Genomic DNA, 23,306 nt, shown 5'->3' on the forward strand with positions numbered 1-23,306 from the left:
CGCGGAATCTCGCCGGTAGGGCAACGGCGGTTCCGTCCGGGTCGCGGTCATCGCGAACCCTCGGGTTCAGCGGCAGAGCGACACTCCCAGGTGCAGGAGCGATGACCCAACTGGTGCGACACGACCATGTCCAGGTTGGCGGCAGTCTGGTACCGCAGCTCCACGCAGAACTCGCACGGGACGGGCAGGGTCAGCTCCACCCCTTGATCACGGGCCCGTTCGCGGTAGTCGAAGATGCCGCAGCGCCGGACCTCGAGCCGGTACCCGCCGTCGTCCTCCGCCAACGTCTTGTCCGAGCCGTACACGTCCAACATGGCCGCCAGCGAGCCGAGGACGCTGCGTTCCTGGTCGACCCGCTCGGGTAGACGCTGCCTCGTGGCGTCGGTGTTCATCCGCGCCACGTGAGCGGCCCACTCCGGAACCCGCTCACGTCCCATGTACTTCTCGATGGCTGCCTGGGTGCGGAAGTACACCCCGAGCACGAACTCGTACTTCTCGCGATCGGTCATCTCGGGCACACCATCACTCCTCTTGATTCAAGGGTTTCCTTGACCACGTGGCTCAACGACGTCGGCAACCGGCTCCACGCCCCGATGTCACCGAGATCGAGCACGCGGGACAGCTTCCAGCCGAGGTCCCCGCTCAACGTCGCCAACGGCGAGAGCACCTCTACCGGCCGGACGGTGAGGTGGTGGGCTGGGAAGACATGGGCGATCCGGCTGGCCGTCCGGTCCGCCCACCCGTTGTCGGGGAGCACATCCGTGGTCACCAGGCAGACGATCTCGTCCTCGTGGATGACCAGCATGTAGTTGAGAACGGCCGCGTCAGGCGAGCCATCCACCCACAGAGCGGACTCGACGTCTTCCTGGCGCACAGTGCCACCGGCGAAGGCGAGCACGTCCGACTCCCTCCCCCTCGTCCGCATGACCGGGAGCGCCAGTCCGCACGCGCACGGTGTACCGACCACCTCGATCAGGTCGCCCGTCCGGTACCGCAACAGCGGCCGACCGGGCAGGTCGAGTGTGGTGACCACCAGTTCCCCGCTGTCGGCAGCGCCATCCACCACCCGGACACCGCGCTCGTCCAGCAACTCGAGGACGTAGCTCTGCAGCTGCAGGTGCAGCTGACCGCGTTCACAGGTCACCGCGGTCGTCCCGGTCTCGGACGAGCCGAAGCTCCCGACCAACGCCTCCGCTCCTGTCAGACGGCTCAAGTGCCGCAGGCAAGCCGGACCGACCTGTTCGGCGATGAGCAGCAGGCGGTCGAACCGCGGCACCGCGAGGCCGTGCCGGGCGGCGAACTGGATCATCGCCAGCAACCGTGACGGGGCTCCCACGAAGACGTTCACCGACAGCTCGTCGATCAGCCGCAGCACCTTCGAGTAGTCGCCGTCGATGTAGTCCACCGTCGGCCGCAGTGACGTGATGCCGAGGTACTCGAACACCTTCTCGAACTGGTACGGAGCCGGCGCGAGCGCACCGATGATCAAGATCAGCGCGATGTCCCCCGGTGACAGGAACCGGGCCCACATCTCACCGATGTTGACCGTGTTGACGATGAGGTCGTCGTCGGCCTTCGGCGCAGCCGAGGCCGGACCGGTGGTTCCGGACGTCTCGTAGTAGTGCAGGAACTCACCGAGCGGCACCGTGAAGGTGGCGTGGCTGTGGGCGCTCAACTCGCTCCTCGGCAGCAGCGGCAGTGCACCTAGCACCTCGGCAAGAGGCCGGAGGCGCATGACGTCGTCGGCCAGCAGCGCCGGCACCGAGTCCGCGTACAGTTCCGCGCGCGACGCGGCGGCGAGGATCTCGTGCAGCTTCTGGAGACGCAACTCGTCCGGAACCGCGCTCCCCGTGTGGATGTCTGCAATGAGCGACTGGTGGCGCCGAAATGTTCGAGCGGCGGCCAGGCGGCGCGCCTCGTCACGCATGAGCAACATGTGCATTCCTTCGCTTCCACACGACGTGACAGAGCAGGGCGAATCGAAGTTGTCGTCGAGCGAAACAGGCAGCCCGCTGTCGACCTACAACGGACTCCAGCCCGGGCCTGCGGCGGTTGAGGTTGGCGGCGCGGGTCCAGTGTGGAGGTTCCGCGGCTCCGGCTTCGGCTACATACCAACGTATTAGCACATCGCGTTCCACCCGACGGAACGAGCGACGCTTCCGGGCAGGAAGCCAACCACGCGCCCACCACCAAACAGGCTTGTTGGGCGCCAAAGTCGCCCGAACGGGCATTTGAACAACCGGGGCTGGAGGGATCGCGATGGTGCAGACTGTGGGCAACAAACCCTTGGAGCCGCCGCTCGAGTTGAGCGCAACTGCGCTCAGGGCACTCGGGGGATGCTGGGAGCCGAGCGTCTGACGGCAGGCCTACCCGCAGCAGGTCGCGCCAGGAGCCGGCGTCGACCTGACGCGAGCAGAGCAGCTTCCATCAAGCGATTACGCGAATTACATGAATTGGCCCTCTAATTTGGCGGCGAGTTATCCATAGCCGCATGAACGCGCGAATGTCGCACGCTTGCCACGCGTACGGGCTCATGTCGCAACTGATTCGCCCACGGAACAAGTAGCGGTGTTCAGTGCACGTCCGGACCATCCCGTCTTCCGAGCGCTCCCCAGGTTGCCCTTCGACTTCCGCAGAAGCTGAGCGGCCGTGAAACCCTCAATCTCCACGATCTTCGGGTATGCCTGTGGGGTGCCAAAACTAGGCTGGTGCCACACGCGCCGGGCGTCCATCGCGGCCACGGTCAACACCTTCGCCGCCGGTGGCGCCGTTTCGAACCGTTGCAGCAACGCGGGCCTACCCGCCAGGTACTGCGTGATCTGACCGTCCGAGCCGCGTTCGACCGCAGGCGAGCCGCGGATCCTGGCCGGCGATGCGATCGGTGTCGCAGACCAGCGGCGCCGCCGACGATTTCCAGGTGAAGATCACGGAGTTGCGCTGTCAGATCGACAGCTCCGCTGCTCGTGGGAGACGAACGGTGAACAGCGCCCCGCCCGGCGACTCGGCGGTCACGCTGCCGCCGTGGGCCTCGACGAGGTGCCGCACGATGGGCAGGCCGAGTCCGCTGCCGCCCGTGTGCCGTGCCCGCGATCGATCCGCTCGCCAGAAGCGGTCGAAGACGTGCGGCAGGTCGCCGGGGTCGATACCGGGGCCGGTGTCGCGCACCGTGATCACCGCTTCGCCGCCCTCGGCGAACGCGGTCACCGTCACCTCGCCGGTGGTGGGAGTGTGCCGCAGCGCGTTCGACACCAGGTTGCCGAGAGCCTGCCTCAGGCGTGCCGCGTCGGCGACGATCACCGGATCGCCTGCCGTCGAGCCGGTCAGCCGGGCTGTTCCCACTGCACGGTGGGTGGTGACGACCTGGTCGACGATGTCGGAGAGGCGCAGCGGTTCGGGATTCAGGCGCAGCTGTCCGGCGTCGGCGGCAGCGAGGTCCTGCAGGTCGCTGACGATCCGTTGGAGCAGCAGCGTTTCGTCCAGCACGATCGAGGCGAGCCCGCGGTCCAGCGGTAGCAGGCCGTCCTCCACCGCTTCCAGGCGTCCGCGGATGGTGTTGAGCGGGTTGCGCAGCTCGTGGGCGATGTCGCCGACCATCCGGCGGCGCTGCTCGTCGAGCTCCTGGCGGCGGTCCTGCAGTGAGTTGAACGCCTGCGCCAGATACCCGATCTCGTCACGCGTGCTCACCGGAGCGCGCTCGTCCCGGACGGCCGCCGCGGTCAGTCCGCGCAGCGGCAGGGAGAGCCGGGACGACACGAAGATCATCGCGAGCATCGCGACCGCGACCACCGCCAGCACGACCAGCGCGATCCGCACCCAGCCGTCCCGGTTCAGGGTGAGCTCGTTGCCGTGCGCGGTAGCCGGATCCAGGACGAACAGCAGCGCGGGCGGCGCGACGAACGCCGCCAGTTGCTGACGTCGTGCCGAGTCCACACAGGACCTGCTGGCCAGGGTGTCGTTTCCGGAGGTGGGCGTGAGGTCGAGGCCGACCGCGGACGGCGGCAGGCCCTGGCGTTGCAGGCAGGCGTGGAGCAGGTCGTTCAGCTGGGCGAGGGCGGCGTTCTCGGTGGTGGTCGGAGCCTGGAGTTCCTCCAGTCCACACTTGAACAGCCTGACCTGGTTGTCGAAGCCGGGGGCGGCGGTGATCCTGACGCGGCCGGTCGGCAGCTCCCGCACCTGGTAGCGCACGCCATCGCCATGCAGGCAGAACGTCACTTTCGCGGCCAGCGTCTGCTGCCGGACCTGTTCCTCAGCGGTGAGCTGAAACGGTCCTGTCGCACGGGGATCGACGCGGTCCGGCCCGATGTCGGGCACCAGCTCCGAGTCGACCTTCAATGGGTCGATCACCGCGCTGGCCTCGGCCGGCAGTGACAGCGGCTCCTTCCCACCGGAGTCCACGAGCGGCTGTCTGTCCATTGTGGTCACCAAGACCCGGCGTCCTGATCGGGCGGACGCGACCCTCACCTGTTCGGCGGCATCGGACCAGCGCGGGTTCCTGGCGGCGAAGCCGAGCAGGTCGTTGTAGACGGTGGCCGCCCTCGACAGCGCCGCTCCCCGTTCCTGCTGGATCTCCCGTGTCGTCGTGGTGACCGCGAGCCAGGCGGTGGCGGCGATCGACCCGATCGCGATGAGCACCGAGATGGCCGTCAGCCGCACCACCAGCGTGCGGCGCAGCGGGATCCTAGGAGCCATCGGTCAGCTTGTAACCGACGCCGAACACGGTCACCAGCCGGGCCGGCCTGCTCGGATCGCGCTCGATCTTCTTGCGCAGGTTGAGCACGTGCGCGTCGATGATCCGCGGCGTCACGTACGCGTCGGTACCCCTGGTCAGCTCGAGCAGCTGCTGCCGGGTGAACACCCGGTCCGGCTGCCGCACCATGATCTCCAGCAGCTGGAACTCGCCGTACGTGCACTCGACGGAGATGCCGTCGATCGTGACCTGGTGCCGTACCGGGTCGACGACGAGGTCACCCAGCCGATGTGCCTGCGCTCGGTCCGCGAGTTCCCTCGGTCTCGCGCGGCGCAGCAGCGTGCGCACGCGGGCGGTGAGCTCGCGGGGACTGTAGGGCTTGGTCAGGTAGTCGTCGGCACCGAAGTCGAGTCCCCGCACCAGGTCGTACTCCGACGAGCGGGCGGTGAGGACGAGGATCGGCACCTCGGATTCCGCGCGTAACGCACGACAGACGTCGAGACCGTCCATCCCCGGCAGCATCACGTCGAGCACGAGCAGGTCCGGCTGCTGTTCACGGGCCCGTGTCAGTGCGATCGCGCCGTCGTGCACCACCGTGACGGAATGGCCTTCCGCCGTGAGGTAGATCCCGATCACCTGCGCCTGGTTCGGGTCGTCCTCGGCGACCAGCACGTGAGCGCACATGCCGCCACTCTATGGGCAGGCACATCAGGTCAGACACCACCGGCACCTCACTCTGACAAGATCCTCACATCCGCTGGCCAGGCTTTCCGCCATGACCAGCTCTTCCCGACGTGCGGTGCTGGGCGCCGCGGTGCTGACGATCGTGCTCACCGGATGTGCCCAGAAAGCGCCCGAAACGCCGTCAGTCGCCGAACTCCCCGACAAAGCCGCTTCCTCCTCGGCACCCTCGAGCGCGCCCCCGGCCAAGGGCCCGGACAAGCATCCGCAGCAAACGCTGGACACCACGGACACCGAGTGGTGGGGCTGGTGGAACACGTGGGGCAAATGCCTGGCCGCCAAAGGGGTGCCGACCTACTCGAAGCGCAACGACCAGGGTGAGGTCACCTTCCCGACCCAGGAGGCGAACGGCGGCAAGGAGACCACCTACAAGGACGCGTTCGCCCAGTGCGACGTCCTGCGGCCTCTGCCGAACCCCTTGCTGTCCCCCGACACCAACCCCCGCTACCTGGACCAGTACCGCGTCGAGATCAAGTGCCTGAACGACAACGGCCTGAAGGTCACCCCGTTGCCGAACGGCGGCGGCTACAACTACGACGGCACACCGACCATGTCCCAGGAACAGCAGACCAAGGTCGAGTTCGACTGCCGCAAGAAGGCCTACGGTGCGTAGTAGAACGATGGTGTTCGCGGCGCTGGCGGTGATCGCCGTGGCGTCGGCGACGTGGTACGTCTGGCCTGCCCGTTCCGCCGCACCGGCCCCTCAGACGACCGGCGCGGAAACGCGATCCACCACCACGGTCACCAAGACGACGTTGACCACGTCCGACACGGTCGGCGGCATGCTCGGCTACGGCAGGCTGCGCACCCTCAAGACCGCCAAGCCCGGCCTGGTCACCTGGCTGCCCCAGCCGGGAGCGGTGGTGTCCCAGGGCGAGCGGCTGTTCTCGGTCGACGACAAGCCGATCACCCTCATGTACGGCGGCACGCCGTTGTACCGCAAGCTCGACTCGGTCGGCATGATCGGGGGCGACGTCACCGTGGTCGCGGACAACCTGAAGGCGCTGGGGTACCGCCTCGACGCGCCGAAGTCCGGGGTGAAGAAGGAGACCGCGCTCACCCAGTCCCTGGTGGACGCGATCAAGCGCTATCAGAGGACGATCGGCGTCGAGCCCAGCGGAGTGCTCGACGTCGGTGACGCGGTCGTCCTCGACGGACCGGTCAGGGTAGGTGCCGTGCAGGCCCAGCTCGGCGACAGCGCCTCGGCCCCGCTGATGACGGTCAGCGGCACGGCCAAGGCGGTGACCGTGGAGCTGGACGCCGCCGCGGCCACCCGCGTCAAGACCGGTGACGCGGTGACCATCACGCTCGCCGACGGCACCACCACACCGGGCAAGGTCAGCTCGGTCACGGCCCCCGAGCAGGCTGCGGGCACCGACGGTTCGACGTCGGCCAAGATGAGCGTGCTCATCGGTTTCGACGAGCCTCCAGCCAACGGAACGGCCGACTCCGGCCGGGTCCAGGTCACGTTCACCGCGCAGACCAAGGCCGACGTACTGGCCGTTCCCGTCGGCGCGCTGCTCGCGGTCAAACAGGGCGGCTACGCGTTGCAGCTGCCCGACGGCCGGCTCCTCCCGGTGACCACCGGGCTGTTCGCCAAGGGCGTGGTCGAGGTCAGCGGCCCGGACGTGACCGAAGGCCTGAAGGTCGTGGTCGCGTCATGACCCCCGTTCTCGCGGTGCGGGGCGTGGGCAAGACCTACCCCGGCGGTGTCGTCGCGCTCGACGACGTCACCCTCAGCATCCACGCGGGAGAGTTGCTCGCGATCGTCGGGCCGTCCGGCTCCGGCAAGTCCACCCTGCTCACCGTCATGGGCACGCTCGACCGGCCGTCGTCAGGCAGCGTCGAGATCAACGGCCGTGACGTGGCGGCGCTGCCCGATGCCGAACTCTCCGCGGTGCGCGGGCGGTTCATCGGATTCGTCTTCCAGCACTTCCACCTGATCGAGGGCCTGTCCGCGACGGCCAACGTGATCATCGGCCTGCTCTACAGCGGTGTGCCGAGGCGGCGTCGCCGGGAGCTCGCGCTGGCGGCGCTCGACCGCGTCGGCCTCGCGCACCGCGCAGGGCACCTGCCGAGTCAGCTCTCCGGTGGTGAACGTCAGCGCGTCGCGGTGGCGCGGGCGTTGGTCAAGGAACCCGCTCTGCTGCTCGCCGACGAACCGACCGGCGCGCTCGACACCGCGACCGGGACCGCCCTGATCGACCTCCTGGCGACGCTCAACGCCGAGGGCACCACCATCGCGGTGATCACCCACGACCGGGACATCGCCGCGCGACTGCCGCGCCGGGTCGAAATCCGCGACGGCAGACTCGTAGCCGACTCGGAGCGTGTGCATGCGTGATCTCATCGCCGCCGGACTGATCGGCCTGCGGGCGCGCAAGGCCCGTGCCGCCCTGTCCGCGCTCGGCATCTCGATCGGCATCGCCACCCTCGTCCTCGTCACCGGCATCCCCGCGTCCAGCCAGCGTGCCTTGCTGGACGAACTGTCCGCCCTCGGCACCAACGTTCTCGCGGTGTCGTCTCCCGGCAAGATCGAACCGCCCGTGCCGCTGCCGGTCGAGTCGCCGGCGATGGTGCGGCGGATCGCCCCGGTGACCGAGGCGAGTTCGGTGGGCAAGACGACCGCGCAGGTCACACGCTCGGACCGGTCGGACCCGTCCGAGGTGTCGGGGGTGAGCGTGCAGGCCGCCGAACTCGGACTGCTCCCCGCCGTCAACGGCCGGATGCAGGCGGGCCGCTTCCTGGACGAGGCAACGCAGTCGTTCCCGACCGCCGTACTCGGCGCGGTGGCGGCCACCCGGCTCGGCGTGGGGCCGGAGGGAGCGCCGCAGATCTACGTCGGCGGCACCTGGTTCACGGTGATCGGTGTGCTCGCCCCCATGCCGCTGTACCCGGAGCTGGAACGGTCGGTGCTGGTCGGCTGGCCGGCCGCGCAGCGCTATCTCAAGTTCGGCGGCCATCCCAGCACGATCTACCTCCGTGCCACCGAGTCGGCGGTCGAGGACGTCCGCGCCGTGCTGCCCGCCACGGTCAACCCGGCCCGGCCGGACGCCGTGCAGGTCACCAAGCCGTCGGACGCGCTGGCGGCCAAACGCGTCACCCAGACCGCGCTGTCCGGCCTGTTCCTGGGCCTGGCAGGGGTGGCGTTGCTGGTGGGCGGGATCGGGGTCGCCAACACCATGGTCATCTCGGTGCTCGAACGCCGCCGCGAGATCGGCCTGCGGCGTGCCCTGGGCGCGCGCCGCGGCCAGATCCTCGGCCAGTTCCTCACTGAGTCGGTTGCGCTGTCAGGGCTCGGCGGCCTGTTCGGCACCCTGCTCGGATCGGTCGCGGTAGCCGGTTACGCCACCCGGCAGCACTGGCCCGTCGTCCTGGAGCCGGGACTCCTCGCCGCAGGCTGCGCCGGGGCGTTGCTGATCGGAGTGGTTGCTGGGCTCTACCCGTCGATGCGGGCGGCCGGGGTGATGCCGACCGAAGCCCTCGCCACCTGAGAAGGTCACCAACCGACGATCCCCCAACCAGACGAGCAGCCGCAGATCGATGGGCTCGGGAAGCGCGTCGGTGCGGGAGCATGGCGAGCCCGGCAACAGAGTGAGCAGTTCGGCGCGCTGCTGCCGGCTTTCCTCCCACTCGTAGACATCCACCACGCGTGGCTGGGCCGAGCTGGTGAACATCGTCGCCAGAGAACTCGAGCAGGCAGGCTGTGACGCTCGAAAGTCATCACCGCAGCGTGGAAGCGCGGTGATCAGCACGACTTCGCCGGCGAGCAGGCCGATCGGTGCGCAGCCAGTCAGTCGCCAGCCGCGGACGTCTCGCCGGCACTGAGAATCCCCAGGATGCCGACCAGTGTGGACAGCTGTTCCGCGGTGAGTGGACTGAACAGCTCTTCCGCCGCCAGTTCGTAGCTGGTCGTCCAGTCTTGAGCCAGCGCGGCTCCCTGCGGGGTCACCCGGAGGAACACGGACCGGCGGTCGTCCTCGCTGGCCTGACGTTCGAGCAGTCCGTCGCGGACGAGCGCGTCCACAAGGGACGAAGCGGTCCCCTGAGTGATGCCGACCGCGAGAGCGAGCTCGGTGACCCGAACGGGTTGCGACCGTGCCACCTCGACCACGAGGCGGGACCGCGGTGTCGACACGCCGTGCTCACCCAGACGTTCGTTGAAGTGACGAACGAGGATCTTCGCCGCACGGCTGAACTCGTCGGCCACTCGCGCCGCAGTCACGCGTTCTCTCGCGCCGGACATCGCCACCTCCTGCTTGACGCACCATCCTACGGCAGGTTACATAGACGTAGATACATCGACGCCAAACTATTCGGTAGCGATGCGTCTGGCGAGCGGGCAAGCCGCTCGCCTCGCGGGACTCGAACCAGAAGCGCACGAGACGTGCGCCCACGAGGAGTGGAAGCATGAAGATCTTTGTCACCGGGGGCAGCGGTTTCGTCGGCAGCTCTCTCGTCCATCGCCTCGTCGCCGAAGGACATGAGGTCCTGGCACTCGCCAGGTCGGCCTCGAGCGTCCAGCGCGTGCGTGCAGCCGGGGCCGGCCCGGTCCCCGGCGATCTCGCCGACCTCCGCGAGACCGATCCCCGCACACGGCCGTGGCTCGCCAGGCTGCAGGAGGTCGACGCGGTCGTGCACGTCGCGGCCCACATGGAGTTCTGGGGACCCGACTCCCTCTTCGAGCAGGCCAATCACGTGCCGACGGTGGCCCTGCACGCAGCGAGCGTCGCCGCCGGCGTGCGGCGGTTCGTGCTCGTCAGCGCCGCGTCCGTCTCCACGGGCAGTCAGCGTCTTCCCGTCGTGGACGAGCTGACGCCGGAAGGCAGGGCGAACATCGCCTACAGCCGGGTCAAACTGGCCACCGAACGCGCCCTGCTGAAGGCCCGTGGCGGAAGGACCGAACTGGTGGTGCTCCGGCCACCGTTCATCTGGGGCCGCGGCATGGCGACCCTCGACGAGCTGACCGAGGTCGCCGAGGCCGGACGGTTCTCCTGGATCGACAGCGGCAAGCACACCGTCGACTTCGTACACGTCGAGAACCTGGTCGGCTCGATCCTCCTCGCGCTCACACGGGGCCGTCACGGAGGCGTCTACTACATCACCGACGGCACCCCGATGCCCATCCGGAACTTCCTCACCCCCTTGCTCACCACGCGTGGTGTGGACTTGTCCAAGAGCCGCAGCGTGCCCATGACGATCGCCGCACCCATGGCGGCCATGATGGATCGCACGGCACGCCTGCTCCGCCGGAAGACGGCGCCCCCGCTGACGAACTGGCTCGTGAGCTGGACCGGCCGTGACCGTTCCTACGACATCACCGCCGCGAGGACCGAACTGGGTTACTCACCTGACGTGACGCTGGAGAAGGGCTTGGCGGAGATGAGGGCGGCCTAGCGCGACGGAAGCCGCGAGCCACGGGCGCTCCGCAGAGCCGATCCGCTCCCGGACCGGTGACAGTGGGCGGCACAAGGCAGGATGGGCGGATGAGTGCACGTTTCCAGGAACTCGACTGGCGCCAGACGCCATTGGGTGAACTCAGCCTCCGTCGGCGGATCGATCTCGGCAGCGGCGAGGAGATCCACGAGATCAAGCTCAACGACGAGTTCCTGATGTCCAGTCTTTTCACCGTCGCCGAGGTGGAACTGGCCCGCCTGGCGCTCGCGGACCTGCCACGGAAACCCCTGGACGTGGTCGTGGGCGGCCTCGGGCTCGGCTACACGGCACAAACCGTGCTGGAGCATCCGCACGTCGGCTCGCTGCTGGTCGTCGACGCCCTCAACGAGGTGATCGAATGGCACCAGCAGGGGCTCGTCCCCGCCGGGAAAGCGCTGATGGCCGACAACCGTTGCCGCCTGGTCCACGGTGACTTCTTCGCCATGCTCCGCTCCGGTCACGGCTTCGACCCGGCCGCCCCCGGCACGCAGTTCGACGCGATCATCGTCGACATCGACCACTCCCCGCAGCACCTGCTGCACCCCGGCCACGCCGACTTCTACCAGCCAGAGGGCCTGACGCGGCTCGCCGAAGTGCTACGTCCCGGCGGTGTCTTCGCGCTGTGGTCCAACGACCCGCCCGACGAGGAGTACGCGGCCACGCTCGCCACGATCTTCACCGCGGTCCGGGCCGAGATCGTCAGCTTTCCCAACCGCTTGCAGGACAGGGACTCCACCAACACCGTCTACCTCGCGAAGCGCGGTTGAGGCCGGCGAGCTCGTCTGAGCGTTCACGGAGCCCAGGTCGTCGCAATCATCCAATCGCAGGAATCCCTTGTGCCCCAGTCGAACCAGGCGGCCGGAACTGTCATGTTGTTGTCCAGTGACGAATCGTTGGATGGACCTAGCATGTTTCCGTGTGACGACAGCCGACGAGCCGCCTCGCACAGTGCCCGGGCAGATCGAGTCGCTCGAAGCGGCCGTGATGCGGCACGTCACGGCGGTGGAGGCGTCGCCGCTCGTCAACGGCAAGGCACGTCCGGTCCTCGAACAGATCGCCTTCCACGGCCTCGAGCTCGACTTCACCGACGCGCTTGCCAGAGCAGCAGCGGCCAATCTGCTCGACGAGCCCGGGCAGGGCACCTCGCTCCATCAGCTGCTGGTGGAACACGGTGTCGTCGCCGAGCGCGGCGGTGTGACCCAGTTCGTGCCTGACGGCGTCGCCGACTATCTCGCCGCCTGTCACCTCGTCCGGGAGAATCCACGCGGCCCGCGCCTGTGGCGGCCTCTGCGCAAGTTCCTCCGGCCCCTCGCCACCTGGCCGTGGCCGGACAGCGAGACTCAGCTCTACCGGGTGGCGTTGTCGTGGCCCTACGCCGAGGCCGCGATGCGCAAGAGGCTCACCGCGCTGCTGAGCCGGAAGCACTGCGATCCCAACGTGCATTTCGTCGCCGAACTCCTGCACCGGAGGTTGGTGAGCGCGGACGACCTTCGTGGGAAGACGGTCGAGATCCTGCACGAACACCTCGCCCAGCCCGGCCGGGAGCTCGACGCCTGGCGGGCGACGGTCAGCACGTTGCACATGCTCGAGCCCGTGCAGACCATCGACGCGCTGGAGCGGCTGGGCCGGCTGCGGACGGGCTCCTCGATGCGCCGGCTCGACGCCGTGGACGAGTTGGCCAAGCACGATCCCGCTCGCGCCGAGCAGGTGCTTCGCGTGCTGGCGGAGACGCTGTCCGGCAGCGGCAGACCGCCCGAGCGGCTCGAAGTCGCCCAGGCGATCCGGCAGCGCGACGAAGAACTCGGTGACCGCGCCTTGCGCGACCTCGCGGACGCTCCGGACATGGGCGATCTGCAGGCGGAGGCGGCGAAGCTCACCGGTGACACCAAGCTCTGGGCGGCCAAGGTCAGTAGTCGCAGCAACATCTCCGACACCGCACTGCTGAGGCTGCTGGCCGCGCTGGTCGATGCAGACCCCGCGTTGGCGATCCCGGCGGCCGAGCAGTTCGCGAGCACCACGAGCTCCGAGGCGACGCCGGTGGAGATCGCCAAGGCGATCCGCGACGTGGACGCGGACGTCGCGCTGCGCATCGCGGACGACGTCGCCTGGCCGACGGGGCGCAAGATCTCCGGACCGGTGCGGCTGGCCGCGGTGCACCTGATCGGCGAACTCGTGCCGAGCCGCCGGTTCTCGGACCTCGCCCGGCTGTCGCGCGAGGTGGAGGACGAGGAAACACAGCTCAAAGCCGCGCTCGCCATCGTCGAGCTGGGCGGGCCCGTCACCGCACTGCGCGACTTCGCCGCGAACCCGAGGAAGAACCGTGATCGCCGGATCAAGGCAGCCCGCGGGGTCGCCAAGGTCGACAGGCGCATCGGTGGCCGGCTGCTCGTCGACATCGCGAAGAGCTCCACGTCGGCGGACCCCGGCCAGCTGACGCTGCTCTCCGAGGCACACGCCCTCGCCCCCGCAGCTGCGGCGGCGGCACTCGAGGAGATCGCACGGGACACTCGACGGCCGGCGCCGTTCCGCATCCGCACCGTCGAGCTCGGCATCTTCGACAGGACCAAGACCCTCGAGCTCTACCAGCACATCGCGACCCGCACTTCGGACAAGGAGGCCGCCCGCACGGCCGCGCGCAAGGTCGTCGGGATGAACCAGGACCTGGGCGAACAGCTGATGGCGCGCCTGGCGAGCAAGTTCACCTCGGACCGCGCCTTCCAGCTGAGCCTCGCGCTGGAGGCTGGTGCGCGGGGAAAGCCCGTGTTGCGCCAGCAGGCGTTGCAGGCGGGGCCGATCGCCTTGCGGTTGAAGGCCGTCGCCGCGCTTCTCGACGTCGACCGGAAGCTCGGCGCCGAGGTGATCGACAAGATCGTCAAGACCCGCCGGGGCGGTCAGATCCGGGTCAGGATGGCTTGTCTGCTGCCCGACAAGCAGGCTCTCGAGGCGTTGCTCCACATCGTCGGCGATGAGGACCACGACGACGTTCTCATCGAGGCGGGCGAGCGAGCGGTGGAACTGAACGAGGAACGCGGGAAGCGGGCTCTGCGAGACCTCGTCGCGAAACGCCGGCTCTCCCCGCGCGCCCGCGACAAGGTCCGCAAGATCCTGGGTCGCTGAGCATCCGTCGACCTGGCTGGTCCGACACCCCCGGTTCCAGTCGAAGAGTGGATCGACGCGTGGAACGACGACTCGAAACCGTTCGTGTGGACCAAAACCGCCGACGAGATCCTCGGCAACCTCGCTCGGTCCTGCCACCGAGTTGATGACTCAGGACACTAGGACCGTTCGGTGAGCAGGCTCAGCATCTCCGGCAGGTCGAAGTACCTGGCCACGTCGAGCGCCGACCTCGGTCCGAGAGCGGGGTCCGCTCCCGCGTCCAGCAGCAGGCGGACGGTGCGCTCGGAGCGGCGGAACACCGCCGCTCCGAGCGCCGTCTGTCCCCGGTCGTTGACCCGCCCGGTGTCGGCGCCCCGCTCCAGCAACGCCCGGACGGTCTCCGGGTGGTCGTGGTAGGCGGCGAGGACGAGCAGCGAGTCGCCTGAGCTGTTGGTGAGGTTCACCGGTATGCCCGCGTCGACGGCCTCGGTCAGCCCGTCGGTGTCACCGGTGCGGGCCAGGTCGAACATCGAGTGCAGGAAGGCCAGCTCCTGCTCGGTGAGCTGGGTGGTCACGACCGGGCTCCTCAGGAGATCGTCGCGGGGAAGCGTTCCCACACGCGGTGGGATTCCAGCAGCATCGTCACTGCCTTGAGCACGGCCGACGGGTCGTCGTCGATCACGACGCCCGGCCCGGTGGCGCACCCGGCGGCCTCGATGGCGGCACGGCCGCTTCCCCAGCCGCCGATGGCTTTGGCGTGGCGGAAGCACTCCTGGATCATCAGGACGACCCGCGGATCGACGGCGCCGCCCGGTGCGCCGGCCTTCGCGTCCCTGGCCGGCACCGCGTCGGCGCCAGGCGGTGGGCTGCCCGCGAGCAGCAGTGCGTCGAACTCGACCGACCGCGCGGTGAGGAACGTGCGCTGGGCGACCAGGCCGCTCTCGTCGTTGAGCGGTCCGCCGGTCGGAGCGATCAGCAGCGGCACCATGCCGCCGGCCAGGATCGTCTCGCGGACCGTCCGCACGCCGTCGAGATCGGCCGGATCGACCACGATCCCGATCATTCGCCCGTCGGTCGGCCACGTCTGCCCGATCTGGGAGAGGGCAGGACTCGGCGTGACCTTCTTCGGCCGGACGGTGGCAGCCGGCGCCGGAAGCCCGAGGCCCTGCGCCACTTCCCGGCACAGCGTCGGGTCGACGTTGGCCAGCACCAGCAGCTGGCGTTCCTTGATGGCCTGCTCGTAGCACTTGCCGAGCTCGAAGGTGAACGCGCGCACCACGTGCTCCTTCTCGACCGGCGAAAGGCTCTGCCAGAACAGCCGCGGCTGCGTGTAGTGGTCGGCGAACGACGTGGGCGACTGCCGGACCTTCACCGCCTTCGGCAACGGCTGCGCCACCTCGACCAGGGGCCGGTCCTCGGCTCGTGCTTCGAACGGGTTGCCGCCGTCGAGGGTGTTCGGCCGGTACGGGGCCACACCGGCGTGCACCGCGTGCTGGTGGAAGCCGTCGCGGAACATGTCGTTGACCGGCGCGTGCGGGCGGTTGATCGGGATCTGGTTGAAGTTCGGCCCGGCGAGCCTGGTCAGCTGGGTGTCCAGGTAGGAGAACAGCCGGGCCTGCAGCAGCGGGTCGTCGGTGACGTCGATGCCCGGCACCAGGTTGCCGAGGTGGAACGCGACCTGCTCGGTCTCCGCGAAGAAGTTCATCGGGTTGCGGTTGAGCGTCAGCATCCCGACCGGCTGCACCGGCGCGAGCTCTTCCGGCACGATCTTCGTCGGGTCGAGCAGGTCGATGTTCTCGAACGTCTGCCGGGGCGTGTCGGGCAGGATCTGCAGGCCGAGCTCCCACTGCGGGAACGCGCCGGACTCGATGGCGTCGGCCAGGTCGCGGCGGTGGAAGTCCGGGTCGATGCCGTTGATCATCTGCGCCTCCTCCCACACCAGGGAGTGCACGCCCAGTTTCGGCTTCCAGTGGAACTTCGCGAGCGAGGTCTCACCGGCGGCGTTGACGAGCCGGAACGTGTGGACGCCGAAGCCCTCCATCGTCCGGTAGGACCGAGGGATGCCGCGGTCGGACATGTTCCACATGACGTGGTGGGTCGCTTCGGTGTGGGTCGACACGAAGTCCCAGAACGTGTCGTGCGCGCTCTGCGCCTGCGGGATCTCGCGATCCGGGTGCGGCTTGCCCGCGTGGATGATGTCCGGGAACTTGATCCCGTCCTGGATGAAGAAGACCGGGATGTTGTTGCCCACCAGGTCGAAGTTGCCTTCCTGGGTGTAGAACTTCGTCGCGAACCCGCGGGTGTCGCGCACGGTGTCCGCTGATCCGCGCGAGCCCAGCACGGTCGAGAACCGCACGAACACCGGCGTTTCGACGCCGTCACCCAGGAACGCGGCCCTGCAGACGTTCGCGGCCGTGCCGTAGCCCACGAACACGCCGTGCGCGCCGTAGCCGCGTGCGTGCACGACCCGCTCCGGAATGCGCTCGTGGTCGAAGTGCATGACCTTCTCGCGCAGGTGGTGGTCCTGCAGCAGCGTCGGTCCGCGCTCTCCGGCTTTCAACGAGTGGTCGGTGTCGTACAGCCGTGCGCCAGCCGACGTGGTGAGGAAGTCGCCCTGTTGTCCTCGGGACAGCTGCGAGGCACCGGTCGGAGCGCCGGTCGGCGACACCGTCTCGGGCCCGGCCTGGTCCGGCTTGGGCGGTAACGGCCCGCGCGGGTCGGTCGGCTCGTCGAGCGACGGCGGTTCGCTGTTCGGCGCTCCGGGGATCGGCGGGTTCACCAGTTCGGTGACCTTGTCCACGGCCTTCTCGAGTGCCGCCTTCACGAGCTTGCCCGGCTTGTGGGTAGCCACTGCGTCTTCCTCCTCGGACCTCGCCAGCTCTCGTGCAGCGGCTACCCGTGGCGGAAGAACTCACACCTGACCAAGAACTCCCAACTCGTTCTCGTCCTCGCCCGGTGGTGTTCCCGCACCGACGCGCTCCGCGAGCCGATCGACCGGCCCGACGCATGATGGGCAGAACTTCGTCGCACGGTCGACGTCGTCGGCTCGACGCCGACCGACCCCGTCAACGCCGACGAGGAGCTGGTCAGCAGCCGAATCCGGCAGCGGTTCGGTGACTCCGCTGATCATCAGTCAACGGCTGCGTCAACGCCCACTCCCGGACTCGATGCCGGCCGAGCCGAGTGCACCCGCGGTGTAGGCGTCCCGGCAGCCCCCGCGTTGCAGTTTGCCGCTCGAGCTGCGCGGCAACGATCCGGGCGCGACCACGAGGACGTCGTCCACTCGCACACCGTGTCCGGTGTGGACGGTCCGGCGCACCGCCATCGCGATCTCCTCCCGATCGGCGTCGCCCAGCGCCTCCGCCAGCACGACGACCTGTTCCCGCTGCCCGTCGTCGACGCCCAGCACACAGCAGGCGACCACTGCGGGATGTGCTGCCTCCGCGGTGGTCTCGAGGTCGTGCGGGTGGTGGTTCGCACCGGCGACGATGATCACCTCCTTGGCGCGTCCGGTGACGAACAGCTCGCCGTCCCACCGGAACCCGGTGTCGCCGGTGCGCAGGAACGTGCCACGCCGGCCGGGCAGCTCTGCGTGGAAGACCTCGTCCGGTCGTTTCCAGTAGCCGGTGCCGACGCTCGGGCCCTGCACGAAGATCTCGCCGATCTCGCCGTCCGCACACTCCTGGAGACTGCCGGGGTCCGCGATCACCACGGTGATCGAGGGCGAGACCGGGCCACTGCTGACCAGTCGCCTGCCACCGGGAGGATCGACCGGCCGGACCCGCTGCTTCGTGAGCGCGTCGGCGTCGCAGCGCAGCGTCACCGGCCCTTCCCCTACCACCGCGCTGGTGACCATCACCGTCGACTCCGCGAGGCCGTATCCCGGAACGAGCGAGCCCCTGCGCAGACCTGCGGGAGCGAACACTTCGCAGAACCGGTCGAGTGTCTCCGCGCGGACCGGCTCGCCTCCGACGAGTGCCATCTCCCAGCCGCTCAGGTCGAGTTTCGCCAACTGCGCCGTGGGAATGCGCCGCACGCAGAGATCGAACGCGAAGTTCGGCGCGCAGCTGTCGGCTCTGCCGAGCTGTGAGATCAGCCGCAGCCAGCTGATCGGGCTGCGGACGAACACTCCGGCCGGGAACAGCACTGCGGACCGGCCGGCGTAGAGCGGGTCGAGCACACCTCCGATCAGTCCCATGTTGTAGTGCGACGGCAGCCACGACACGCTCGGCGGGCGGGGCAACCCGTCTTCGTCGGACGGGCGGTACAGGTTTTCGTGGACCAGCGCGAGGTTGTGCAGGACGTTGCCGTGGGTCAGAGTCACGCCCTTGGGCTCACCGGTGGATCCGGAGGAGTACTGCAGGTACGCGGGCGAGTTGATGCCGATGCCGGGAGGGCGCCAGCGCTCGGCGAGTGCCGGATCGGTCTCGTCGACCGCGACGCGCACCAGGTCGGCCAGCACTGGCGACTCCTCGACCACCGCCAGGCACTTGGCGAAGGTGAGGCCGGTGGAGAGCAGCAACTCCGGCCCGCAACTGGCCACGATCGACTCGATGCGGCCCACCTTCAGGCTCGTGCGGGTGCCGTCGAGCGGTGCGACCGGGACCGCGATCAGCCCGGCGTACAGGCAGCCGAAGAACGCGACGTGGAAGTCCAGGCCGGGTTCGAAGCACAGCAGTGCGCGGGTGCCGCACGGCGCCAGCTCGGTGAGCTGCGCCGCCAGCGCCCGTGCCCGGCGGTCGAGGTCGACCAGCGTCAGCGCGTCCCACTCCGTCCGCCCGTCGGCGTAGAAGGAGTACGCGCGCACCTCGGGTTCGGCCTCGGCCCTGGCCCGGCACAGGTCGACCAGCGTGGTGAACTTGCGCCTGCCGCCCGCGACGCCCTTCGGCAGCCTCACTCCGTCCTGGACGTGCATCACTGGCCTCCAAACATGAGCGCACGGCAGGCGGCGCGACGAAGCTTTCCGCTCGTGGTGAGCGGCAGCGTGCCGGGTGACATCAGTGCGACCCGGCTGAGCACGACGCCGTTCTCCGCGTGCACCGCCGTGGAGACGGCGTACCTGATCTCTTCCTGGGACGTGGTGCGGTGCCGGTGATCGACCTCGGCGAACACCACGACGTCCGCGCCGTCCATCACCGCGCACGCCGTCCGCACCGCGGGATGACTGCCCACCACGGTCGCCTCGATGTCGTACGGGTAGAGCTGACGGCCGTCGATCTCGAGCAGGTCGGGGATCCGGCAGGTGACGAAGAGCTGACCCTCGGACAGGAATCCCAGGTTCCCGGTGCGCAGGAACGGCTGGCCGTCCACCAGCGCACCGAAAGTGCGTTCGGTGCCGGCGGGGTCGTTCCAGTACCCCGCACCGATGCTCGGCCCGGACACGAGGATCTCGCCGACCTCGTCCGGCCCGAGCGGCGCGCAGGTCTCCGGGTCGACGATCACGACCTGCAGCGACGGATCCGGCTCACCGCAGCCGACCAGGCTGCGCGCACCAGCGCCGCTCGACGCGCGGACGACTCGTCCGCGTTCCAGTTCGGCCGAGTCGAACGGCCGCACCACCGGTTGACCCTCCAGCGGGCCACCGCTGACCAGCACGGTCGACTCCGCCATGCCGTAGCTGGGGAAGAAGGCCTGCCGACGGAACCCGCACGGAGCGAACCGCGCGGCGAACCGGTCGATCGTCGAGGCCCGCAGCGGCTCGTCGCTGATCGCGGCGATCCGCCAGTGGCTCAGGTCCAGGCCGTCCCGCTGGTCGTCGGTCACGCGGCGCAGGCACAGCTCGTACCCGAGGCTGGGTGCGGCGGCGATCTCCGCGCCGTAGCGGGAGATCGCCCGCAGCCAGTTCGCCGGCACGCGCGCGAACGACTGCGGGGACATCAGCACCGACAGCTGACCGAGGAAGAGTGGTTGCAGCACACCGCCGATGAGGCCCATGTCGTGGAACACGGGCAGCCACGACACCGTTGGCGCGAGCCTTCCGTAGTCCTCGTCCGGCCGGGAGCCGCCACGGACGATGAGCTCCAGGTTGTGCAGCACTCCCGCGTGCGTCAGCACAACGCCCTTGGGCCTGCCCGTGGTACCGGAGGTGTACTGCAGGTACGCGATCTCGTGCTGCCCGCCCGGTTCGTTCCACTCGGAATCGCCGTCCACCACGGTGTCCGTGGCGAGCGGAACGATCGGCCGGTCACCGAGCACCGCCCGCACACCGGCGATCATGTCCGATGTGGACAGAAGAAGCTCCGGACCGCAGTCCTCGGCGATGGCGAGCAACCGGGTGTGCCGCGCATCCCCGGCGGCCCGGCGCACCGGTGGTGCCGGAACCGCGATCACGCCGGCGTACAGGCAACCCAGGAACGCCGCGACGAACTCCAGTCCGGGCGGGTGGCACAGCAGAGCGCGCGATCCTGGCGCCGCGAGCGACCGCAGCCGCACGGCGATCGCTCGGGCCCGGCGATCCAGCTCCGCGTACGTGAGCGAGGTCGACTCCACCACACCGCTCTCCAGGAACACGAACGCGCGTTCCCCGCCTCTGAGCGCCGCATGTCCGCGGCACAGATCCGCCAGGCTCATCACGTCCGCCGCCGTTTCCGCTGACACCGAGCATCAACTCCCACTCGTCCCGATTTCCTTGCCGTGCGGACGTTACGGAGATCCGGCGGCGGTGTAATCGGTCGCGCGACGGAGGTGCGAATCAGTCCCGTGACCACTGCCGCCGGAGAGATCGCGGTGTTCTCCTCGACACATGCCTCATGAACACACCTTCCTCGACTTCTCCGTGTTGCACCCGTCCCTGCCGCCGCTGCCCGGAAGGGAGGAGGCGATCGTCGTCACCGGCCTCGGCATGACGACACCGCAGGGCGCCGACGTCCAGTCCACTTGGGACGGATTGCTGGCTGGCACCTCCGGTGTCCGCCGGCTCGACGCGCCGTGGGCTGCCGACCTGCCCGTGCGGATCGGCGCGCCGGTCCGCGAGGATCCCGGGACGTTGCTCGACCGCGTGGCACGCCGGCGGATGGACCGGTGCCAGCAGCTCGCCGTCGTCGCCGCGCGACAGGCGTGGGCCGACGCCGGGGCACCGGAGGTCGAGCCGGAACGGCTGGCGGTCGTGTTCGGCACCGGACTGGGCGGTGGCGGCACGCTGGTCGAACAGTACGACCGGTGCCAGGAGCTCGGTCCCGACCGCGTGTCACCGTTCACCGTCACCATGCTCATGCCGAACGGCCCGGCCGCCGCGGTGAGCATGGATCTCGGTGCGCGGGGCGGTGCGCACGCGCCCACCAGCGCGTGTGCGTCCGGCGCGGAGGCCATCGCACTGGGTGCCGCTCTCCTGCAACGAGGACTCGCCGACGTCGTCGTCGCAGGAGGCACCGAGGCGTGTCTGGGCAGGCTGTCGATCGCCGCGTTCGCGAGAATGGGGGCACTGTCCCGAAGGCACGAACGGCCGGAGGACGCGTCCCGGCCGTTCGACTCCGGCCGCGACGGCTTCGTCATGGGTGAGGGCGCGGGGGCGCTCGTGCTGGAACGCGGCTCGTTCGCACGTGCGCGTCGGCCCAGGATCGCCGCCCGGCTCGCCGGCGTCGGCATGAGCTCCGACGCCCACGACATGACCGCACCGTCACCGGACGGCCAGATCCGCGCCATCCGGCGGGCGCTGCGGTCCGCCGGCCTGAGCCCGTACGACGTCACGCACGTCAACGCCCACGCACCGGGTACCCAGGTCGGCGACCGCGTCGAAGCGGCCGCCGTCCTGGAGGCGCTGGGACCGCACCCGCTGGTCACCGCGACGAAGTCGATGACCGGTCACCTCATCGGCGGCGCGGGAGCAGTCGAGGCGATCTTCACCGTGCTCGCCGTGCGCGATGGTGTCATCCCGCCGACCCGCAACCTCGACGACCAGGACTCCGACGTGAAGCTGGAGATCGTCGCGGACCGGCCGCGGCACGCGCGGGTCGGGGCGGCGATCTCCAACTCGTTCGGCTTCGGCGGTCACAACGTCGTGCTCGCCTTCACGCGGTCCGACTGAGCAACCCCAGCCGCTGCGCCAGCAACGCCGCATGCATCCGGTTGGGCTGGCCCAGCTTCGCGAGGATGTGCGACACGTGGGACTTGACCGTCGCACAGGTGAGGTAGAGCTCCCGCGCGATCTCGTCGTTGCTGCGGCCGCGCGCCATCCTGATGAGCACCTGGCGTTCCCGTTCGCTCAGCAGCCCCAGCCCGCGGTCGGCCTCCTCGGGCGGGGGCAGGATCTCGAACCGGTCGAGCAGGCGCCCGGTCATCTCGGCGCAGAGGTAGGCGTGGCCACGCGCCACCGCGCACACCGCGGCGAGCAGCTCCTCGTGGCTCGACCGCTTGAGCAGGAACCCACGCGCTCCCTCGGTCAGCACCCGGTGCAGCTGCTCGTCAGTGCCTTCCGCGGCGAGCACCACGACGCCGCAGTCGACGCACGCGCGCAGCCGCGCCAGTTCCGTCACGTCCGCAGTGATCACCACGTGTGGCCGATGTCGTTGCGCGAGCAGCAGTCCATCGGCCACCCTGGCCGTCTCCCCCACCACGACCACGTCCGCTGCTTCTTCCAGCGCGAGCCGGAACCCTCTGCGGACCAGAACCTCGTCATCGATCAGCAGCACGGAGACGGGCATCAGTGCCCCATCCCCAGACCGCCGTCGACGGGGATGACGGCCCCGGTCACGTACCGCGCCGAGTCACCGGCCAGCCAGACCACCGCAGCCGCCACCTCCTCGGGCTCGGCGAAGCGGCGCAACGGAATCGACTCCCGGTACTGCTTGCCGTACTGCTCGGGCAACGACGCCGTCATGTCCGTGTTGACGTAGCCGGGCGCGACCACGTTCGCCGTGACACCCCGGCTGCCCAGTTCGCGCGCGAGCGACCGGGCGAGCCCGATCAGGCCCGCCTTGCTGGCGGCGTAGTTCGTCAGGCCCGCACTGCCGTACATCCCGACCACCGAGGAAATGAAGATCATCCGACCGCGGCGTGCGCGCAGCATCGGCGTGGCGGCACGCTGCGCACACCGCCACGCCCCGGTCAGGTTCGTGTCCAGCACCGAGGTGAACCTGTCCTCCGCCATCCGCGTGATGAGGGTGCTGTCGGTGATGCCGGCGTTCGCGACGAGAACGTCCACCGGCCCGAACTCGGCCTCGACCGCGGTGAACGCGGCGTCCACCTGCCCACCGTCGGTCACGTCGCACTTCACGCCGAACGTCCCCTCCGGGTGGTCGCCGCCGCGGTGCGTCACCGCGACCTGTGCGCCACCGGCGAGGAACGCCTCGGCGATCGCCCTGCCGATACCCCGGTTGCCACCGGTCACCAGAACTGTGCGCGTCATCGT

19 protein-coding genes and 1 pseudogene are annotated in these 23,306 nt (G+C 69.3%); 9 read left to right on the forward strand and 11 right to left on the reverse strand.

Annotation, left to right across the window (positions count from 1 at the left end; genetic code table 11):
• Positions 1 to 47: 47 nt before the first annotated feature.
• The 4 genes from ACFOWZ_RS15055 to ACFOWZ_RS15070 all read right to left on the reverse strand — a co-directional run bounded on the left by ACFOWZ_RS15055 (position 48) and on the right by ACFOWZ_RS15070 (position 5,371).
• A complete protein-coding gene (locus ACFOWZ_RS15055) occupies positions 48 to 509 on the reverse strand; it encodes a hypothetical protein (protein ID WP_382372769.1) in 462 nt (153 codons plus the stop codon).
• Positions 506 to 1,936 carry a phenylacetate--CoA ligase family protein gene (locus tag ACFOWZ_RS15060; protein WP_382372771.1) on the reverse strand — a complete coding sequence of 477 codons (1,431 nt, stop codon included), beginning with the start codon at positions 1,934 to 1,936 and terminating at the stop codon, positions 506 to 508. Before ACFOWZ_RS15060 ends, ACFOWZ_RS15055 begins: the two co-directional genes overlap by 4 nt.
• A gap of 1,004 nt (positions 1,937 to 2,940) precedes the next feature.
• A complete protein-coding gene (locus ACFOWZ_RS15065; RefSeq protein ID WP_382372775.1) occupies positions 2,941 to 4,689 on the reverse strand; it encodes a sensor histidine kinase in 1,749 nt (582 codons plus the stop codon).
• Positions 4,679 to 5,371, reverse strand: a complete 693-nt coding sequence (locus ACFOWZ_RS15070) for a response regulator (protein ID WP_382372777.1) — start codon at positions 5,369 to 5,371, stop codon at positions 4,679 to 4,681. Before ACFOWZ_RS15070 ends, ACFOWZ_RS15065 begins: the two co-directional genes overlap by 11 nt.
• A gap of 91 nt (positions 5,372 to 5,462) precedes the next feature.
• Between ACFOWZ_RS15070 and ACFOWZ_RS15075 the strand changes: the two genes are divergently transcribed.
• Genes ACFOWZ_RS15075 through ACFOWZ_RS15090 form a run of 4 tightly spaced genes read left to right on the forward strand, consistent with a single transcriptional unit; the run spans position 5,463 to position 8,922 of the window.
• Complete coding sequence (locus tag ACFOWZ_RS15075) at positions 5,463 to 6,041, forward strand: hypothetical protein (protein ID WP_382372779.1); 579 nt, start codon at positions 5,463 to 5,465, stop codon at positions 6,039 to 6,041.
• On the forward strand, positions 6,034 to 7,092 hold the full coding sequence (locus ACFOWZ_RS15080) for an HlyD family efflux transporter periplasmic adaptor subunit (protein WP_382372780.1): 1,059 nt from the start codon (positions 6,034 to 6,036) through the stop codon (positions 7,090 to 7,092). Before ACFOWZ_RS15075 ends, ACFOWZ_RS15080 begins: the two co-directional genes overlap by 8 nt.
• Positions 7,089 to 7,772: an ABC transporter ATP-binding protein gene (locus ACFOWZ_RS15085; protein WP_382372782.1), complete on the forward strand. Its 684-nt coding sequence runs from the start codon at positions 7,089 to 7,091 to the stop codon at positions 7,770 to 7,772. Before ACFOWZ_RS15080 ends, ACFOWZ_RS15085 begins: the two co-directional genes overlap by 4 nt.
• Positions 7,765 to 8,922, forward strand: coding sequence for an ABC transporter permease (locus tag ACFOWZ_RS15090; protein WP_382372784.1), 1,158 nt, complete (start codon positions 7,765 to 7,767; stop codon positions 8,920 to 8,922). The genes ACFOWZ_RS15085 and ACFOWZ_RS15090 overlap by 8 nt, the downstream gene beginning before the upstream one ends.
• Before the next feature lie 299 nt (positions 8,923 to 9,221).
• Here the strand turns inward: ACFOWZ_RS15090 and ACFOWZ_RS15095 are convergent, their stop codons facing one another.
• Positions 9,222 to 9,674, reverse strand: a complete 453-nt coding sequence (locus tag ACFOWZ_RS15095) for a MarR family winged helix-turn-helix transcriptional regulator (protein WP_382372786.1) — start codon at positions 9,672 to 9,674, stop codon at positions 9,222 to 9,224.
• Positions 9,675 to 9,838: 164 nt separating this feature from the next.
• Here ACFOWZ_RS15095 and ACFOWZ_RS15100 point away from each other — a divergent pair, with 164 nt between their 5' ends.
• The 4 genes and pseudogenes from ACFOWZ_RS15100 to ACFOWZ_RS15115 form a co-directional block, all read left to right on the forward strand.
• Positions 9,839 to 10,825, forward strand: a complete 987-nt coding sequence (locus tag ACFOWZ_RS15100) for an NAD-dependent epimerase/dehydratase family protein (RefSeq protein ID WP_382372788.1) — start codon at positions 9,839 to 9,841, stop codon at positions 10,823 to 10,825.
• 89 nt (positions 10,826 to 10,914) lie between these two features.
• Positions 10,915 to 11,631 carry a spermine/spermidine synthase domain-containing protein gene (locus ACFOWZ_RS15105; protein ID WP_382372790.1) on the forward strand — a complete coding sequence of 239 codons (717 nt, stop codon included), beginning with the start codon at positions 10,915 to 10,917 and terminating at the stop codon, positions 11,629 to 11,631.
• Between the two features lie 151 nt (positions 11,632 to 11,782).
• A complete protein-coding gene (locus ACFOWZ_RS15110; RefSeq protein ID WP_382372792.1) occupies positions 11,783 to 13,981 on the forward strand; it encodes a hypothetical protein in 2,199 nt (732 codons plus the stop codon).
• 39 nt (positions 13,982 to 14,020) lie between these two features.
• Positions 14,021 to 14,143: pseudogene (locus tag ACFOWZ_RS15115) on the forward strand (IS630 family transposase); the annotation flags it as partial.
• On the opposite strand, the gene ACFOWZ_RS15120 reads toward ACFOWZ_RS15115, so the two are convergent.
• From ACFOWZ_RS15120 to ACFOWZ_RS15135, 4 genes are all read right to left on the reverse strand, one after another.
• A complete protein-coding gene (locus ACFOWZ_RS15120; protein ID WP_382372794.1) occupies positions 14,140 to 14,535 on the reverse strand; it encodes an ankyrin repeat domain-containing protein in 396 nt (131 codons plus the stop codon). The pseudogene ACFOWZ_RS15115 and the gene ACFOWZ_RS15120 overlap by 4 nt on opposite strands.
• A gap of 11 nt (positions 14,536 to 14,546) precedes the next feature.
• A complete protein-coding gene (locus ACFOWZ_RS15125) occupies positions 14,547 to 16,811 on the reverse strand; it encodes a catalase (RefSeq protein ID WP_382372796.1) in 2,265 nt (754 codons plus the stop codon).
• A gap of 294 nt (positions 16,812 to 17,105) precedes the next feature.
• Complete coding sequence (locus ACFOWZ_RS15130; RefSeq protein WP_382372797.1) at positions 17,106 to 18,875, reverse strand: fatty acyl-AMP ligase; 1,770 nt, start codon at positions 18,873 to 18,875, stop codon at positions 17,106 to 17,108.
• The gene (locus tag ACFOWZ_RS15135) at positions 18,875 to 20,557 is read right to left on the reverse strand and encodes a fatty acyl-AMP ligase (protein WP_382372799.1); all 1,683 of its coding nucleotides are present in this window, start codon (positions 20,555 to 20,557) and stop codon (positions 18,875 to 18,877) included. The genes ACFOWZ_RS15130 and ACFOWZ_RS15135 overlap by 1 nt, the downstream gene beginning before the upstream one ends.
• Before the next feature lie 145 nt (positions 20,558 to 20,702).
• Here ACFOWZ_RS15135 and ACFOWZ_RS15140 point away from each other — a divergent pair, with 145 nt between their 5' ends.
• Positions 20,703 to 21,983 carry a beta-ketoacyl-[acyl-carrier-protein] synthase family protein gene (locus tag ACFOWZ_RS15140; RefSeq protein ID WP_382372800.1) on the forward strand — a complete coding sequence of 427 codons (1,281 nt, stop codon included), beginning with the start codon at positions 20,703 to 20,705 and terminating at the stop codon, positions 21,981 to 21,983.
• Here ACFOWZ_RS15140 and ACFOWZ_RS15145 read toward each other — a convergent pair.
• Positions 21,967 to 22,599 (reverse strand): LuxR C-terminal-related transcriptional regulator, encoded by a 633-nt coding sequence (locus ACFOWZ_RS15145; protein WP_382372802.1) that lies wholly within the window; start codon positions 22,597 to 22,599, stop codon positions 21,967 to 21,969. The genes ACFOWZ_RS15140 and ACFOWZ_RS15145 overlap by 17 nt on opposite strands.
• Positions 22,599 to 23,303, reverse strand: a complete 705-nt coding sequence (gene fabG, locus ACFOWZ_RS15150; protein WP_382372804.1) for a 3-oxoacyl-ACP reductase FabG — start codon at positions 23,301 to 23,303, stop codon at positions 22,599 to 22,601. The genes ACFOWZ_RS15145 and fabG overlap by 1 nt, the downstream gene beginning before the upstream one ends.
• Between the last annotated feature and the right edge of the window lie 3 nt (positions 23,304 to 23,306).

This window comes from Lentzea rhizosphaerae (assembly GCF_042649515.1).
GTDB classification, from domain to species: Bacteria; Actinomycetota; Actinomycetes; order Mycobacteriales; family Pseudonocardiaceae; genus Lentzea; species Lentzea aerocolonigenes.